A 16259-nucleotide genomic window follows, 5' to 3' on the forward strand; every position below is an offset into this window, starting at 1 on the left:
GGAGTCTTGACTCGTATCCAAGATAAAATGCATGAGGGGCGATTACCTCAGCATGCGTCCAGCCAGCCATATCGCTAGGGCCATCGAGGTATAGGCAGCAGCAATATTACGTGAGAATACTTGTTCAGCGATTCTATTGTTTTGTTTTTTATAAGCGCTGTAGAGCAGCAAGGCCGCTAGTGATGTACCTAATAGAACTAACAAAAGTTCCCCCTGTAGCATATGAATAAGGAGAAACAATAGTATCTCTCCTGCCGAATAACCTTGAGCCAAAGTGTCCAAAAAATCACTCCGTTTGAACAGAATACGTAAGTTATCAGCGTTAGTATATGTAAAAACAATTGCGATAAAGCAAGCCGGTCAAATAACCGGCATTTTTTTATTAAGACCTAAACGAAACTTCAGGCTTCTCTTGTACTAACAGAGCATGTTGTCGCATATACATAATCTGAAATAGCATTGGCTAGGAGGGAGAGTTTATGCCGATAGATAACAAGACTCCTAAATGGCGGCATCAGTTAACGCTGGTTGACAGGGAGGAACTCAATGTGGATGGGGTTGTTAGCCTGGGCAGCTATGATGAAAAGGAAATTGTCATGGAAACCGAGCAGGGTGTACTGATCATTAAAGGCGAAAGCCTTAATATTAAGCAGCTCAATCTGGAGCAAGGTAATATTATTATAGAAGGAACAGTTAAGGGCATGTACTACGAAGAAGAGTCACGTCAGAAAAAAGGTCTGTTGGAACGGTTTTTGAAATAAAGTGCGCAGCCGGGCATTGTCGCTGTGGCTGTTCTTGCTGTCTGTATTTGTGGTTCAGGTTGTGGCTTTTAGTCTGGCAAGCATTCTGGTCGACTATAGCCGTGTTGCTCTATATGCAAGATTTACAGCAGAAACAGTGAGCCCACAAGAAGTGAAAGACCTGCCTTATGCGGCGATTATTAACCAGGCTGGCGCAAAGTATGGGGTTAGTCCAAGGCTTATTGCTGCCGTAATTAAGGCCGAGAGTTCGTTCGACCCCCGGGCACTATCTAAGGCTGGGGCTTATGGACTTATGCAGGTTATGCCAGATACCTGGCGGTTGGTCAATCGCCAGGCGTTAGTTTGCAGCGGCCGCCATGAAGGGGAATGTGGTAGTAACTGTTTTTATAATCCTGAACTTAATATTGCGATTGGTGCTTGTTACTTAAGTCAACTGGCTAAACGCTATGAAGGTCACACAGAATGGGCAGTAGCAGCCTATAATGCTGGGCCAGGAGCTGTTGACAGGTATGGCGGAATCCCACCATATGCTGAGACAACAGAATATGTGGCAAGAGTAGTTGACTATTGGTATCAGCTAAGCGGACGATTACCTCCAACTGGGTTAACAGCTCAAATCTGGATAAAAGTCGCGCAGGCGCTGGGCTGGAGCAGTGTGATGACTGCCTTTGCGCTATTGTTATTGGGTAGGAATTTATTTCGGCGATACCGGGGTTTCCGCTGGCGATAAAGGTCTATACCTTTTGTTCTGTTGTCATGGTGAAAAGATAATACTCTACACCAGCCAGGGGGTGAGATGATGGAGTTTTCGACGCAGGTTAAGACATTTTGGGTTATTATGGCTACTGGCATAATTCTCGGTGTATTGTTTGATACCTATAGGATATTGCGATGGCGGTTCCGTCCACCCTTGTTAATTACCTCAGTTACAGATTTAATTTATTGCCTACTTGCAGCGGCCATTGCGTTTGCAGCACTACTTATTAGCAACTGGGGGGAACTCCGATTATATGTGGTAATTGCGCTATTTGCCGGACTGTTTTTTTATTACCGCCTAGCCAGCCGCCATGTTATGAAGCTTATTGTAAGCTTGTTTAAACTTACGGCCAAAGTTTTACATATGGCCAAAAGAATAATTGCTTTTATTTTTATTAGGCCGCTGGTTGTAATTCTACGAATGTTTTTTTCCCCGGTTAAAATAATGGGAAGGAAGTATAAATGCTGGTCCAAAAGATGGCGGTCGCCGCCACCGCCACCGCCGCCGCCAGAGGAAATACTGCCACCATGACTAGTGATCAGAATTATTTATATAAATTTCCAGGGCTAAGAGGATTTGTTATATAAAGAGCGAATATAATAACAATCAAAGAATATGGTGATATGTATGAGCAAAAAATGCAGGACAACAAGACAATTTAGCTGGTTTCGATTATGTATCGCGGTTATGGTCGGATACTTTTGCTATGTCTTTATTGGTCAACAAACTGAGCTTTCTAAAATTCGTCAGGAATCTCAGTTAGTGAGTGCCCGCATGACTGATGCGGTTGAGCTCAATAATACTCTGACTGCAGAAAAAGAGAAGCTAAGCACAGCTGCCTATATTGAAAAGGTGGCCCGCGAACAGTTGGGTTTGGTAAAGCCGGGAGAAGTACCTTATATTCCTTCCCGGTAAACGTCATTCTTGACACATTTTCATTGACAAGAGTATAATATGAATTACGGGTTCCAAAAATAAATAAAAAAGTACGAGAGATTTTAAGGAGGAAATTTGATTAGTATGTCCATTGAAGTTGGCAGTGTTGTTGAGGGAGTTGTGACCGGCATAACTAATTTTGGCGCTTTTGTTGAGTTGCCGGGTGGAAAGGTAGGTTTAATTCACATCTCCGAAGTTGCTGACGTATACGTCCGCGATGTTAAGGATTTTTTAAAAGAGCAGGACAAGGTAAAAGTTAAGGTCTTATCAGTAGATGATCGCGGTAAAATCGGCCTTTCTATTAAGCAACTGCAACCTCCTGCACCAAGAAAACCGCATACCAACGATTTCCGTCGTTCTAATAGAGTTAATAGTTTGACATTTGAGGATAAGCTGAGTAAGTTTTTAAAAGACAGTGACGAGCGCCAGTCTGATTTGAAGCGCAGTACGGATTCTAAACGTGGCGGCAGTGGCGGTCGCGGCGGTGCTGGCGGTGGCGCCGGTGCTGGTGGAGTTGCGCATTAGGGTGTAGTCATAGTGAATTGTCTTTATCGACAAAAAATGGAATAATTAATGATAATATAAGCAGGAACCACCTGGTGATGAGTAGCCAGGTGGTTTTTTGGCATTTGTATTGAATTTATGTCAGATTATTTTATTACATCGGTGGCGTAAATAGACAAACCTCTTAGTGGTAATTTATGTAAAATCTTAATTGGACGTAAGACACTTTTTTACAGGGGTGAAGAACCATGCCAAAAGTATCTGTTATTACTTTGCCTGAAGAAATTCTCCAGGCACCACCTATGAGGCCGTCAGCGGAGTTGAGGCAAGAGGAAAAGCCGGTTTTTCAGGAATTTTTTGCTTGGGTGAGGACCAGAGGAAAGGAACTGGTTTATCAGCACAATTTGCCGCTGCATATCCTGGCACTCCTGCTTGGGCGGGTATCGTTACTGGGAGAGGTGGCTCCATTCGGGTTAGCGCTCTTTGCTGCTGTTGCCGGTTTGGCCAGAGAGCGGGCAGCAGCTGTTGGGATTTGGGCATTGGTCGGTGTGTTGAGTGCAGGTTTTTACCAGGAGGCGATCATATATCTGTTATCAATACTCTTATATTGGCGTTTATCAGACAAGCTGACGCGGTATGAGAAAAAAATACAGACTGTGCCGTTGTTTTTGTTTGGGTGCATGTTTTTAAGTGGTGCAGCACTTATGCCGTGGCGGGATTTAAGTTTATACGGTATGTTGCTGGTGATTTTGGATGCGACATTATGTATGATAGTGGCTTTTATTTTTCGTTATGGTGTGCCGTTATTTCTTGCTAATACAAGGGAACAGCAGATCGAGTCTGAAAATCTGCTTGGTGGCACGATTATGCTGGCCATAGCGGTTGCTGGATTGGGCAGCTTGACGATATACGACTATAGTTTACGCAATATTGCAGGCTCACTTATTGCTATGACGCTGGCCTTTAGCGGTGGTTCGGGCGTGGGTGCTGCAGTGGGGGTGATTACCGGACTGGTTATTGGGTTAAGTGATGGTGATGCGGCCACGGCCATTGCTATGTATGCTGTGGCAGGAATGATTGGCGGGGTATTTCGAGAACTGGGAAAACCGGCAGTGCTGCTTGGGTTTATGCTCGGGAGTGCCATCGCGGTGCTATATTTGGGACAACCAAGTCAGTTGTTGTTGGTTCTGATAGAGGTAACAGTTGCCGGAGCAGTCTTTATGTTGGTACCTGCTGCGAAACTGAGCCAGTGGCGGGAAAAATGTCTTGATGAGGTAGATGAGGGTAAGGTTGCCCAGCAAATGATTTATGCGGCTGTAGGAAAGTTGAATAATATTTCCTGTATTTTTGGTGATTTAGCCAAAACCTTCAGTGCCGACAGTGACGGGAAATCGGCTGCTTATAATGAAAAAATTAAAGAGGGGCAGTTAGCGCACCTGCTTACAACTGTTGGAGAACGGATTTGCGGTCCCTGTGTACGGAGAAGTGAGTGCTGGGACCAGAATTTTTATCTAACCTATCAAGCTATGCTGGATATGCTAGCCCTAGCTGAAGCGGGGAAACTTAAAAATGGTACGATACCTGATATCATCAAAAGCTCGTGTGTAAACCGGCAAGTGTTAGTTGAACTTATTAATCAGGCCGCAGAAACCAACCAAACCTATTGGTATTGGCACAAAAAAATAGCAGAGTGCCGTCAGACGGCTGTAGAGCAACTGCAAGCAACGGGAGTAATTATTGGCAATCTGGTACAAGAATTGAAAAGGGGCCCGCAGACAGACAGGGAGGTTGCTGAGATGCTGGCAGAACAGGCTGCTGAGTTAGGTTGCCCGCTAAGCGCAGTACAGGTAATTAGTGAACAAGGCAAGGTTATGGTAGCAGCTCAAAAAACGGCCTGTGATGGGACACGGGAATGTATCAATACGATATTGCCGGTAACGTCCAATTTGTTACAGGAGAAAATGATACTACATGCCGACTGTGGCAATAAAATTCGGCATAAAAATTGTAAACTAACTATGGAACTGGATGAACGGTATTATGTGGAAACTGGTATGGCGACAGCTGCCAAAGCTGAAAGCCAGGTTTCTGGCGATACCTGTGTGGTTCAGTCAGTCAGCCGGGGTCGAACAGCACTTATTTTAAGTGATGGAATGGGTAGTGGTGAAGCCGCTGCCAACAGTAGTGGTCAGGCTGTTAGCTTTTTGCAGCGGTTATTGGCCGCAGGCTTTGATGTAGATACGGCTGTAAAGATGGTTAATTCGATGTTGCTGATTAAAATGCCAGGTGATACCTTTGCTACTGTTGATATGGCAGTAGTCGACACATTTACCGGCAAAACCGAGTTCTTGAAGGTCGGTTCGGCTCCCAGTTATATTAAACGGGTCCGGGAGGTGACGACAATTAACCCGGTATCGCCACCTATAGGGATACTAGAGCAGGTCGAAATTGAGCCTGTTAGACGCGTATTGGCTCCAGGTGATATTGTGATTATGGTGAGTGATGGTATTACAGATGCTGTCCATGGTACTGATAATGACTGCTGGGTAGCTAATTTCCTGCGACGTACAGGAAGTGAACGGCCGCAAGATATTGCTGATAGGCTGTTACAGCAGGCCATTCACTTGTCTGGCGGTATAGCAAAGGATGATATGGCTGTGCTGGTAGCCAGGGTAACGGACAGGCCAGGAATTGTTCAATAACTATGGAAAAGAAACTCCCGGAATTTAATCCGGGAGTTTCCATGTCAATATATTATACAGAATTATGCAAGTTACTGATGCATAATTCTGAAACATTGTGCCATACTAGGAATTGCATATGGGTCTAAGTGGCAATTACTAGGCAGCAGAAACAAAGTAATTGCAGTATTTAATTGACGTCAAGGAGTTGAGTAACTTGAAAATATATCTGAGTATACTGCCGGCAGCCTTATGTCCAGGTCTGAGAACATGAGCCTGCGTGTGGGAGTGCCGCAAGGGTTATTGCATTTCCAGTATGGAACTGTATGGGAACGGTTTTTGTCTGAATTAGGGGCCGAAGTGGTACTATCTGGTGAAACCACGCGGCATACACTTGATTGTGGGAGTGTTCTTGATGAGATGTGTCTGCCGGCAAAGGTTTTTTTCGGCCATGCCTATCAGTTGCGTGATAAGGTAGACTATTTGTTTTCGCCGCGAATTGTTAGCATTCGGCAGGGGCAATACACGTGTCCGAAAATTATTGGCATGCCTGATGTGCTTAGAAATAATGTGGGTCACCTGCCGCCCATTATTGATACAAATATCGATATGCGGAAAAAAAGCAGGCCGTTGTACCAAGCTATTATTACAATCGGACAGTTGTTTGGCTGCGGTGTAGTCGCAAGTCTGTATGCCTGGTTTCGGGCTTGGCAGTACCGGGCACGAATACAGCCTGTGGGATGGACTTATGATGGGCGGCCACGGCTTGCTCTTATTGGTCACCCATATATCATCTATGATCGCCAGGTTAGTCTTGACACTTTGGAAAAATTGAACAAACTAGGAATGCAGGTTGTTACTCCTGAAATGGTGGAACGCGAAGAAATTAACCGTGCTGCGGCAAAACTGGAGAAAAAAATTTTTTGGTCTAATAGTCATACGCTTGCTGGTGCGGCTATGGCACTCATGTCAGGGAGCCGCCCCTTAAGCGGCATTATTTTCATGACCTGCTTTGCCTGTGGACCAGATGCGTTGGTAGGGGAACTTATTCGGCAACAAGCCAGCCAACTAAATATTCCCTGCATGCAACTGTCACTTGATGAGCATACGGCAGAAGCTGGTTTAGTTACACGGCTGGAGGCCTTTAGTGACATGGTTAAGCGGAGGCAAAATGTATGATTGTAACTTTTCCCCATATGGGAACGCTGAGTATTGTCTTAAAAGCATTATTTACTCAACTGGGATGTCAGGTTTTGGTGCCGCCGCCTATTACGAAACATACGATGGAGCTTGGGACAAGGGTATCGCCAGAAACGGTATGTCTGCCATTTAAGCTGACCTTAGGCAACTTTATTGAGGCTCTGGAGCAAGGAGCCGATACGTTGGTAACTTGTGGCGGCGAAGGCCCTTGCCGTCTTGGCTATTATGGCGTTATTCAACAAAAAATTCTGGAACAGTTAGGCTATCGGTTCAGGATGATTACGGTGGAGCCTAACTTAGTAGAATCTTACCGGCAGCTAAAGTATGTTGCTCCCCATACAAGCTGGCACCAACTATATAAGGCCTTTCAACTGGCAGGTGCTAAGATGAATCTTTTGGACGATATTAGTAGTGAGGCTAATCGTCTCAGGGCTGGTGAGTCTGTACGAGGTTCCATAAATTTGCTATGGGAACAGGCTGTCAGGAAGATTGATCTCGCAGAAGGCTGTTTGGCGCTCAAGGGCTTGCGGGAAGAGTTGTTACAAAAGTTTCAGGCGGTAAGGGTAGTGCAACCGTTAAATCCCCTGCGGGTTGCTATTGTGGGGGAGATATATGTAATGCTTGAACCTTTTGTCAATCAGAATCTGGAGCGCCGACTTGGTGACATGGGGGTTGAGGTCTCGAAGACATTGCTTTTAAGTGATTATGTTAAAGGACATTTGTTGCATCGCCAAAGCTATTTGGAACTATATAAAAAGCTGTCGACTATAGCGGCACCTTATCTTGGTCACTATGTTGGTGGGCACGGTCTGAAAAGTATTGCGTATACTATTTTAAAAAAGCAACAGGGCTTTGATGGAATTATTCAGGTCTATCCATTTACCTGTATGCCGGAAGTGGTAGCAAAGAGCATTTTACCAAAGGTTAGTCAGGACATAGACATGCCAGTACTTACGCTTGCTTATGATGAACAGACTGGTGAGGCCGGTATTATGACAAGACTGGAAGCTTTTATTGATTTATTAAAATATCGGCAGTCTAAGCTGCGACAGACTATCAAAATCGACAGTGAACTATCGATTCTGCATTAACAAAGGTCAAGAGCACTGAATTACAGGGCGAATACGCCCTGTTCCTTTTTTACCAGGCAATGTAGGGATAATGGTTAATTAAGGCAGGAAATTTCGCTTTGCGGCGCGAATGGAAAACTAAAATGCCAACAAATACTAATACATGTAGGAAGCTAGGTATAATAGATGCTTGATAAGGTAAAAACATGGATTAACAACTATCGGCTCGTTAAGCCAGGCGACCGAATTTTGGCCGCCTGTTCGGGTGGGCCGGATTCGCTGGCCCTGGTTCACATTTTGCATAGGCTGAAAGACGAGTATGTTTTTAGTTTGGCTGTGGCCCATGTAAATCATATGCTGCGCCCGGAGGCGGCTGGGGAAGCTGAATTTGTTGAGGCTTTTTCAACTAGCCTTGGATTAAAGTGTTTCGTTACGGCTATTGATGTATCAGCCTATAGTAAGGCTAATAAAATATCATCACAGGAGGAGGCTGCACGGTTACTTAGATATCAGTGCTTGCGCAGAATTGCCGCCGCGTGGGGTGGTGCACAGATTGCCACAGGCCATCACCGCGATGACCAAGTGGAAACCGTATTGCTTAATTTTTTGCGCGGGACAGGTAGTGGTGGGCTTAGGGGGATGAAACCTCTAAATGGTGATGTTATACGCCCGCTGCTTGCGGTCAGTCGTACGGAGATTGAGGCTTATTGTGAGGAACAGGGGTTGCAGCCACGGCGTGATAGCTCAAACTTTACTACAGAGTATCGGAGGAACCGGATTAGATTAGAGCTATTGCCTGTTTTGGAGAAAAGTTACAATCCGGCCATTCGGGAGGCCATCTGGCGGTTGGCTTCGCTGGCAGGTGATGAACACGACTATATTTGTGGGGAAGCTGCCAAGCTATGGGGCAACGTGGTGAAAGCGGGAGACTGCGTAGTTATTGAAAGCCAGGGGTTAGCCGCGCTGCCTATAGCATTGCAGCGAGAGTTAATCAGGCAGGCAATTGAGAAAAAACGTGGTGCCTTGACAGGAATAAGCTTTGAGCATGTGGAAAAATTACTTACTATGGTACTTTCCGGCACAGTAGGTTCTTTATTGACCTTACCTGGCGGCTATATTGCCAGAAAAACATATACAGGTCTTGTGGTGGAGAACGGCGTTGTGTATCAATCTGAGCCTGTGCGTACAAAAGAGCTTAAAACAGTAACTGTTGTGATACCTGGCAGTACGACTATTGGCAGCAGTACAATAGTGGCAGAGTTGGCGACAGCACTGCCACTAAAAAAAGGGAAAAATAGTGCAGCCTTTGATCTTGAAAAGTTGACCTTGCCGCTCATTGTGCGGTCAAGAGTGCCTGGGGATAGATTCCGTCCAGCGGGACTTAATGGCAGCAAAAAACTCAAAAATTTCTTTATTGATAATAAGATTCCTGAAGCGGTGCGCAAATCTGTTCCCATTGTTGCCGACCAACAAGAAATCATCTGGGTTGCCGGTTATCGTCAAAGCGAGCATGCCCGGATTACGGAAACCACGAAAAAAATCTTGCAGCTTACCATTACTAAACAGGAGGAATTTTGAATATGAGTAATAATATGATGGATGATCTGGAGAAGATATTATTTAGTGAGACAGAAGTGGCTAGCCGGATTAAAGAACTGGGCGAAGCAATTACCCAGGATTATGCAGGCAAAGAAATATTGATGATTGGTGTTTTGCGGGGCGCGGTAATCTTTATGGCTGATTTGGCCCGGGCTATCAAGTTGCCGGTAGCCATTGATTTTATGGCCGTATCCAGCTATGGTTCTACTACTTCCTCTAGTGGCGTTGTTCGGATTTTAAAAGATCTTGATGAGGATGTGGAGAATAAGCATGTGCTTATCGTAGAAGACATTATTGACTCAGGGTTGACCTTAAACTATCTCATGGAAAATTTGTGGTCCCGTAAACCAGCCAGTATTAAGATTTGTACGCTCTTAAATAAGCCTGATCGCCGGAAGGTGGAGGTGCCGATTGCTTATAATGGTTTTACTATCCCGGACTACTTTGTTGTTGGCTATGGATTAGACTTTGCGGAAAAATATCGCAACTTCCCTTTTATCGGGGTACTAAAACCAGAAGCGTACGAGGGATAAATGCTTTTCCTTAATTGTCAATTTTTATTTAGTATGCTATAATTATGCGATATGAATGGTAACAGGTCTTTAATGCCGTTTGTGTGGTCCAGCGAGAGGAGGGCTACTTGTTGAACAAGTTTTTTCGAAATGTCAGTTTTTACTTGTTGATTATCATTATAGCCATATCGATAATCGACTATTATTCATCACGGACGACACCCAAGCAGGAAGTTAGTTACACTCAATTCCTGAAACAGGTTGAAGAGCAAAAGGTTGAGCGGGTAACGATTGTTGACAATACTATTCGCGGCAAACTACAGGATGGTCAGGAGTTTTCTACCATTACTCCAAACGATCCGACGCTAATCAACCAACTTAGGGAAAAGGGTGTTGATATTAAGGCGGAACAGCCGCCACAGCCACCGTGGTGGACAACAATTTTTTCTTCGATTTTACCAATTCTCTTGTTAATTGGTGTGTGGTTTTTTATCATGCAGCAGACGCAAGGTGGCGGTAACCGGGTTATGTCTTTTGGTAAATCCCGGGCTAAACTGCATGGTGAGGATAAGACTAAGGTCACATTTAGTGATGTGGCTGGAGCTGATGAAGCCAAGCAGGATCTGGAAGAGGTCGTTGAATTCTTAAAGCATCCCAAGAAATTCAACGATTTAGGGGCGCGTATCCCTAAAGGTGTACTCTTATTTGGGCCGCCAGGCACAGGTAAAACGTTACTAGCCCGTGCAGTAGCCGGTGAAGCGGGTGTACCCTTCTTTAGTATTAGTGGCTCCGACTTTGTGGAGATGTTTGTCGGTGTAGGTGCGTCCAGGGTGCGTGACTTGTTTGAACAAGCTAAGAAAAGTGCTCCCTGTATTGTGTTTATTGATGAAATTGATGCCGTTGGCCGCCAGCGGGGCGCAGGCCTGGGCGGTGGTCATGACGAGCGTGAACAGACTCTAAACCAACTGCTTGTTGAGATGGATGGTTTTGGGGTTAATGAAGGCATAATTATTATTGCCGCCACCAACCGCCCTGATATTCTTGACCCGGCACTCTTACGTCCTGGTCGGTTTGACCGCCAGATTGTGGTTGATCGTCCTGATGTCAAAGGTCGTCAGGAAATACTTAAGGTGCATACCAAAGGCAAGCCTGTCGGCGAAAATGTTGATCTGGACGTTTTGGCGCGGCGCACCCCTGGTTTTACTGGCGCAGACTTAAGCAACCTGGTTAACGAAGCTGCGTTACTAGCGGCTAGACGTAGTAAACGGCGTATTGAAATGCCGGAAATGGAAGAAGCTGTTGAACGGGTTGTAGCAGGACCTGAACGCAAATCTAAGGTCATCAGTGATAAAGAAAAAAGGCTGACTGCTTATCATGAGGCAGGCCATGCTCTTGTTGGCATGATGCTTACCCATACTGATCCTGTGCATAAAGTTTCTATTATTCCTCGCGGACGGGCAGGCGGTTATACACTGATGCTGCCGAAGGAAGACCGTTACTATGCTACCAAGACTGAACTTTTAGAGCAACTTAATACGCTCCTTGGTGGGCGAGTTGCTGAGGCTGTTGTATTGGGTGAAATCAGCACTGGCGCGCAAAATGATTTAGAACGCGCTACTGATTTGACACGTAAGATGATTACCGAGTATGGTATGAGTGACGCATTAGGGCCGATTACCTTTGGTCGCCGCCAGGAACAACAAGTTTTCCTGGGACGGGATATTTCCCGTGATCGCAATTATAGCGAAGAAGTAGCCTCTTCAATTGATAAGGAAGTTAGGCGGTTGATTGATGCGGCCTATGCTAAAACCGAAGAAATGCTTAGAGATAATATTGATAAGCTGCATCTAGTTGCCGAGGCTCTTTTAGAACGTGAAACCCTCGAAGGTGAGGAATTAGCGCAACTGTTAGACCAAGGAAAAATAACTAAAAAGCAAAATGATAGTGATGATAATTTGCCGCCTGCTGATATACCACCAGTTACGGCACAAACTGATCCAGATACCGAAACTGGACCCAAAATTGTCTATAGTTTTGGTTTGGCTGAATAACACTATTGATGTTAAATAACAGCAGGGGATATTCCCTGCTGTTATTGTTATTAAAATTAGATTGGAGGGTTAATTTGAAGAGGCTGTTTTTATTAATTCTTATTACTATGTTATTGTTTTCTGGCATTTTACAGGCTGCGCCAGCCGTTTCGCCTGTGGAGTATGAAAAGGGTATTGTGAAATTTGTTGGACCCATTGATCAATCTATGCAAAAACAGTATCAGATGGGTAAGGGCGAATTGGTCAGTATTCAGTTGACCAGTGGTCCAGAGGCTGGCAATGTTGTGGATACCTTTAACTTTATATCAGAACGTTCCCCATTTGAAATCAGAGTCAAAGCCGGCGATAAAGTTATTGTCGCAGTCACCCACGATTTTGGTAAAACTAATTATCATGTCAGCGATTTTGACCGCTTTGATTATGTATATTTATTGGCTGGGTTATTTGTGTTGGTACTGGTGGTATTTGGCCGTTTCATCGGGGCCAAGTCAGTGTTGGTCATTGCATTTTCTATGCTGTTGATTTTTAAGTTTTTTATTGGCCAAGTGATGAATAACCAATACAGTTTGACACTGCTAACACTGGTAGTAGCGGCTATTATTGCAGTGGTTACACAGCTTGTGGTAAGCGGCTTTTCCAAAAAGACATTGGCTGCTGTATTGGGTACTATCGGTGGGGTGGCGGTAGCTGGCCTGTTATCAATGTTGTCCATTAAATTTATGCATCTAACAGGCTTGGATTCGGAAGAGGCTATGTTGTTAAAGGCAGCGGTATTGTCGCAGATTGATTTTCAAGGAGTGCTCTTTGCTGGCATGGTTTTTGGTGCACTGGGGGCTGTTATGGATGTCACCATCTCTATTGCTTCGGCGGTGTATGAAGTAAAATATGTCCAACCGGCCATCAGTTTTAAAGAATTGGTCCAGGCGGGCATGAATGTCGGACGGGATATCATGGGTACTATGTCCAATACCCTAATTCTAGCCTATGCAGGCAGTTCATTGCCGCTTATGCTGCTAATCGCTTCGCAACAGAATGTGCCTATGCTAAAAATACTAAACTTAAACATGATTGTCACCGAGTTTGCCCGGGCACTAACTGGCAGTATCGGTCTTATTTGCGCGATACCACTAACCGCAATAATCACAGCGTTGCTGTTGAATAGAAAGTAAAGAACAGGGGGAGAATTTATGGATTGGATAAAACCATGCCGGGCTACGGGGCTTGGCAGTTTGCCATATCAGGATGAATTGGCAGCAATCAAGCTAATTGCCACGGCGATGCCGCATTGGCCGCACTGGCCACAACTGCCGGCCAAGATTCCGGAACAGGGCTTTCTTGTGCAATATGTACAGCCGCTCATTAAACTAGGGGTATTAACGGTTCAACCATTAAAAGACCCTGTATTTTGCCGCCAGGAAGCTGATTGGGATTTGAAAGCAGCGAACTTTTATGAAAAATATTTGGAATTTATCGAGAAACAGCCTGCTGCGACACAGACGTTTGCGCTAACAGGGGAAGCCTTTGCTGGTATGGAGTATTTTTTGAGTAACTTCGCTAGTTATTTTCCGCAAGCAGAAGGTGTGAAGGGACATGTCAGTGGACCTCTGACAGTGGGATTACAGATTAAAGATGAGCGGGGACGGGCTTGTTTTTATGATGAAACACTGCGAGATATCTTGATAAAGTGCTTGGCTGTTGAGGCCGTTTTTGAGGCCAGACGTCTTAAAACACTTGGGTTACCAGTAATGATTTTTATTGATGATCCGTCTTTATTCCTCATAGGGTCATCTAGCTATATTACGTTGACCAGGGAAGTGGCTTCGGCTGCTCTGGCCACTATTATAGAGGCTTTGCATGCCGAAGATGTCAAAGTAGGTGTGCATGCCTGTGCCGGTATTGATTGGTCTATTTTGTTTGAATTACCAGTTGATGTAATAAGCTTTGATGCCTATCATTATTTTACTGGTATGGCGCTACAGGCAGAGGGTTTGGCAGGATATTTGAGCCGGGGTGGCAAGCTGGCTTGGGGACTTGTACCAACTTCTGAAGAAGCGTGGCAGGAAACACCGGAATCCATCCTGGCGCGGTTTGAACATCAGTGCACAGAACTGGCTAATCGAGGCATTGACAGCATCACTCTGCGACAAAACATGATTTGGACGCCTAGTTGTGGAACAGGGGCGTTACCTGTGGCCTTAGCGGAGCATATCTATGATTTGATTAAGGATATTGGAACAATAAACATTTTGGGGGATTAAGCATTGCGGACAGCTATACTTGAATTACTCAAACATAATGCAGGCCAATATATCTCTGGAGAGGAAATTTCGCGCAACCTAAATGTCTCACGAACGGCAGTGTGGAAGCATATTCGGGCATTGAGACAGTCTGGTTATGACATTGAAGCCCATTCCCGGCTTGGTTATGCACTGCGGCAAAATACCGACAGATTGTTACCTGCTGAAATTAGAGTACAGCTAACCAGTGCAGTATTGGGGCAGGAAATTCACTATTTCAGTGAAGTGGATTCAACCAACAATGAAGCTAAAAAATTAGCCGCAAACGGTTGCCCGGAAGGGACCATCGTTGTGGCTGAAACCCAGGTTACCGGTCGTGGACGTCTTGCCAGGGGCTGGTTTTCACCATTTGGCAAGGGGATTTGGCTGTCTGTCGTGCTGCGGCCGCCGTTTGGGCCCATGGATGCTGCGAAATGTACGCTGATGGCAGCTGTCGGTGTAAATCGCGCTATCAACGCGGTAACAGGTGTAGGATGCGGTATTAAGTGGCCTAATGATATCTTGTGGAATAATCGCAAGGTTGTGGGGATTCTTACTGAAATGAGCGCCGAAATGGATGTTATCAATTATGTAGTTATCGGAATGGGAATTAACGTTTCTATTGAGCATTTCCCGAGCGAGCTTGCTCCGATAGCTGCCTCACTGTCGGTTGCAACCGGCCGCTCTATTTCGCGGGTACAGTTATTGGCAGCTATCCTGGATGAATTAGAAAATGTGTATCTACTTGTCAAGAAGTCTGGTTTTGTGCCAGTGCTTGCAGCTTGGCGCAAAGAATCAATTACGCTGGGGCGGCAGGTGGATGTCCGGGGATTTGATCGCAGCTTCAGTGGTGTAGCCATAGATATTGATGCCGATGGTGCGCTGTTAGTAAAGACACCACAGGGTGTTGAACGGGTATTAGCTGGTGATGTGTCTATCAGTCCTGTTGTATCCAGGTAACGGGTCAAGGCTATTACTAGAGGGGTATATTTACAATTCCCTTGCTTTTAGGTACAATTATAGCGATTAATGAGCAAGGCTGTTTCACGTTAGTTGCAGCCAGGTAGTTCATACAGGGGGATTTTTCTAATGTTGTTAGTATTTGATGTTGGCAATACCAATATCGTTTTAGGAGTTTACGAACATGATGAACTTCGTTATCATTGGCGGGTTTCAACAGATAAGCAAAAGACCGGTGATGAATATGGTGTCCTGATTTACAATCTGTTTACTTATCGCGGTCTGAAGATGGAGGACGTGGAAGCTATTGTGATTTCTTCCGTTGTGCCACCACTTGTTGTGCCTTTAACTAGAATGTGTCAGCGATATTTTAATGTTGAACCGCTTGTCGTAGGTCCAGGGATTAAGACTGGTATTTGTATAAAATATGAAAATCCGCGTGAAGTGGGCGCAGACCGGATTGTCAATGCCATTGCAGCTTATGACAAATATGGCGGACCGCTTATTATTGTTGATTTTGGTACTGCTACAACGTTTTGTGCTTTAGCCGAAAATGGTGATTATTTGGGTGGGGCCATTGCGCCTGGTATCTGGATTTCCACCGAGGCTTTGTTCCAACGGGCGGCCAAATTGCCCCGTATTGAGCTTATTAAGCCTAAGACTGTTATTTGTCGTAACACGATAAACAGTATGCAGTCAGGCATTATTTACGGGTTTGTGGGACAAGTTGATGAGATTGTTCGCCGGATGCGTGCCGAACTGTTTCCGGAGGCTACTGTTGTGGCTACAGGTGGATTGGCTAATCTGATTGCCCAGGAGTCGCATACGATTGATAAAGTAGACACCTTTTTGACATTAGATGGTCTTAGGCTTATTTACGAACGTAATCGCTAGAATTTTTATAGGGGTAGTTCGCCGAGGCGGTCAAATGTGGCCGCTTTTCTTTTACTTG

16 protein-coding genes are annotated in these 16259 nt (G+C 45.1%); 15 read left to right on the forward strand and 1 reads right to left on the reverse strand.

The window, feature by feature from the left end; genetic code table 11:
- Positions 1 to 42: 42 nt before the first annotated feature.
- The gene (locus AC1ECB_RS25965) at positions 43 to 204 is read right to left on the reverse strand and encodes a hypothetical protein (protein ID WP_485666497.1); all 162 of its coding nucleotides are present in this window, start codon (positions 202 to 204) and stop codon (positions 43 to 45) included.
- Positions 205 to 479: 275 nt separating this feature from the next.
- Here AC1ECB_RS25965 and yabP point away from each other — a divergent pair, with 275 nt between their 5' ends.
- From yabP to AC1ECB_RS26040, 15 genes are all read left to right on the forward strand, one after another.
- Positions 480 to 761, forward strand: a complete 282-nt coding sequence (gene yabP, locus AC1ECB_RS25970) for a sporulation protein YabP (RefSeq protein ID WP_485666498.1) — start codon at positions 480 to 482, stop codon at positions 759 to 761.
- Between the two features lies 1 nt (position 762).
- Positions 763 to 1491 (forward strand): lytic transglycosylase domain-containing protein, encoded by a 729-nt coding sequence (locus tag AC1ECB_RS25975; RefSeq protein ID WP_485666499.1) that lies wholly within the window; start codon positions 763 to 765, stop codon positions 1489 to 1491.
- 66 nt (positions 1492 to 1557) lie between these two features.
- On the forward strand, positions 1558 to 2049 hold the full coding sequence (gene yabQ / locus AC1ECB_RS25980) for a spore cortex biosynthesis protein YabQ (RefSeq protein ID WP_485666500.1): 492 nt from the start codon (positions 1558 to 1560) through the stop codon (positions 2047 to 2049).
- Between the two features lie 96 nt (positions 2050 to 2145).
- Positions 2146 to 2433 carry an FtsB family cell division protein gene (locus AC1ECB_RS25985; protein WP_485666501.1) on the forward strand — a complete coding sequence of 96 codons (288 nt, stop codon included), beginning with the start codon at positions 2146 to 2148 and terminating at the stop codon, positions 2431 to 2433.
- Positions 2434 to 2538: 105 nt separating this feature from the next.
- Positions 2539 to 2979 carry a S1 RNA-binding domain-containing protein gene (locus tag AC1ECB_RS25990; protein WP_051171540.1) on the forward strand — a complete coding sequence of 147 codons (441 nt, stop codon included), beginning with the start codon at positions 2539 to 2541 and terminating at the stop codon, positions 2977 to 2979.
- A 227-nt stretch (positions 2980 to 3206) separates the two neighbouring features.
- Positions 3207 to 5660, forward strand: coding sequence for a stage II sporulation protein E (gene spoIIE / locus AC1ECB_RS25995; RefSeq protein ID WP_485666502.1), 2454 nt, complete (start codon positions 3207 to 3209; stop codon positions 5658 to 5660).
- Positions 5661 to 5891: 231 nt separating this feature from the next.
- The gene (locus AC1ECB_RS26000; protein WP_485666503.1) at positions 5892 to 6818 is read left to right on the forward strand and encodes an acyl-CoA dehydratase activase-related protein; all 927 of its coding nucleotides are present in this window, start codon (positions 5892 to 5894) and stop codon (positions 6816 to 6818) included.
- On the forward strand, positions 6815 to 7930 hold the full coding sequence (locus AC1ECB_RS26005; protein WP_485666504.1) for an acyl-CoA dehydratase activase-related protein: 1116 nt from the start codon (positions 6815 to 6817) through the stop codon (positions 7928 to 7930). Before AC1ECB_RS26000 ends, AC1ECB_RS26005 begins: the two co-directional genes overlap by 4 nt.
- Positions 7931 to 8095: 165 nt before the next feature.
- Positions 8096 to 9487, forward strand: a complete 1392-nt coding sequence (gene tilS, locus AC1ECB_RS26010) for a tRNA lysidine(34) synthetase TilS (RefSeq protein WP_485666505.1) — start codon at positions 8096 to 8098, stop codon at positions 9485 to 9487.
- Positions 9488 to 9501: 14 nt separating this feature from the next.
- Positions 9502 to 10041 (forward strand): hypoxanthine phosphoribosyltransferase, encoded by a 540-nt coding sequence (gene hpt, locus AC1ECB_RS26015; RefSeq protein ID WP_485669410.1) that lies wholly within the window; start codon positions 9502 to 9504, stop codon positions 10039 to 10041.
- A 110-nt stretch (positions 10042 to 10151) separates the two neighbouring features.
- A complete protein-coding gene (ftsH, locus tag AC1ECB_RS26020) occupies positions 10152 to 12071 on the forward strand; it encodes an ATP-dependent zinc metalloprotease FtsH (RefSeq protein ID WP_485666506.1) in 1920 nt (639 codons plus the stop codon).
- Positions 12072 to 12145: 74 nt separating this feature from the next.
- On the forward strand, positions 12146 to 13240 hold the full coding sequence (locus AC1ECB_RS26025) for a YibE/F family protein (protein WP_485666507.1): 1095 nt from the start codon (positions 12146 to 12148) through the stop codon (positions 13238 to 13240).
- Positions 13241 to 13258: 18 nt separating this feature from the next.
- Positions 13259 to 14329 (forward strand): uroporphyrinogen decarboxylase/cobalamine-independent methonine synthase family protein, encoded by a 1071-nt coding sequence (locus AC1ECB_RS26030; protein WP_485666508.1) that lies wholly within the window; start codon positions 13259 to 13261, stop codon positions 14327 to 14329.
- A gap of 3 nt (positions 14330 to 14332) precedes the next feature.
- Positions 14333 to 15307, forward strand: coding sequence for a biotin--[acetyl-CoA-carboxylase] ligase (locus AC1ECB_RS26035; protein WP_485666509.1), 975 nt, complete (start codon positions 14333 to 14335; stop codon positions 15305 to 15307).
- Positions 15308 to 15436: 129 nt separating this feature from the next.
- Complete coding sequence (locus AC1ECB_RS26040) at positions 15437 to 16201, forward strand: type III pantothenate kinase (RefSeq protein ID WP_485666510.1); 765 nt, start codon at positions 15437 to 15439, stop codon at positions 16199 to 16201.
- Positions 16202 to 16259 lie beyond the last annotated feature (58 nt).

This window comes from Sporomusa sp. 246TCP1, from assembly GCF_057319775.1.

Bases quoted from the DNA above. Each gene is read 5' to 3' on its own strand.
- yabP (WP_485666498.1), top strand. From the start codon at position 480: ATGCCGATAGATAACAAGACTCCTAAATGGCGGCATCAGTTAACGCTG.
- yabQ (WP_485666500.1), top strand. From the start codon at position 1,558: ATGATGGAGTTTTCGACGCAGGTTAAGACATTTTGGGTTATTATGGCT.
- AC1ECB_RS25985 (WP_485666501.1), top strand. From the start codon at position 2,146: ATGAGCAAAAAATGCAGGACAACAAGACAATTTAGCTGGTTTCGATTA.
- AC1ECB_RS25990 (WP_051171540.1), top strand. From the start codon at position 2,539: ATGTCCATTGAAGTTGGCAGTGTTGTTGAGGGAGTTGTGACCGGCATA.
- spoIIE (WP_485666502.1), top strand. From the start codon at position 3,207: ATGCCAAAAGTATCTGTTATTACTTTGCCTGAAGAAATTCTCCAGGCA.
- AC1ECB_RS26000 (WP_485666503.1), top strand. From the start codon at position 5,892: ATGTCCAGGTCTGAGAACATGAGCCTGCGTGTGGGAGTGCCGCAAGGG.
- AC1ECB_RS26005 (WP_485666504.1), top strand. From the start codon at position 6,815: ATGATTGTAACTTTTCCCCATATGGGAACGCTGAGTATTGTCTTAAAA.
- tilS (WP_485666505.1), top strand. From the start codon at position 8,096: ATGCTTGATAAGGTAAAAACATGGATTAACAACTATCGGCTCGTTAAG.
- hpt (WP_485669410.1), top strand. From the start codon at position 9,502: ATGATGGATGATCTGGAGAAGATATTATTTAGTGAGACAGAAGTGGCT.
- AC1ECB_RS26030 (WP_485666508.1), top strand. From the start codon at position 13,259: ATGGATTGGATAAAACCATGCCGGGCTACGGGGCTTGGCAGTTTGCCA.
- AC1ECB_RS26040 (WP_485666510.1), top strand. From the start codon at position 15,437: ATGTTGTTAGTATTTGATGTTGGCAATACCAATATCGTTTTAGGAGTT.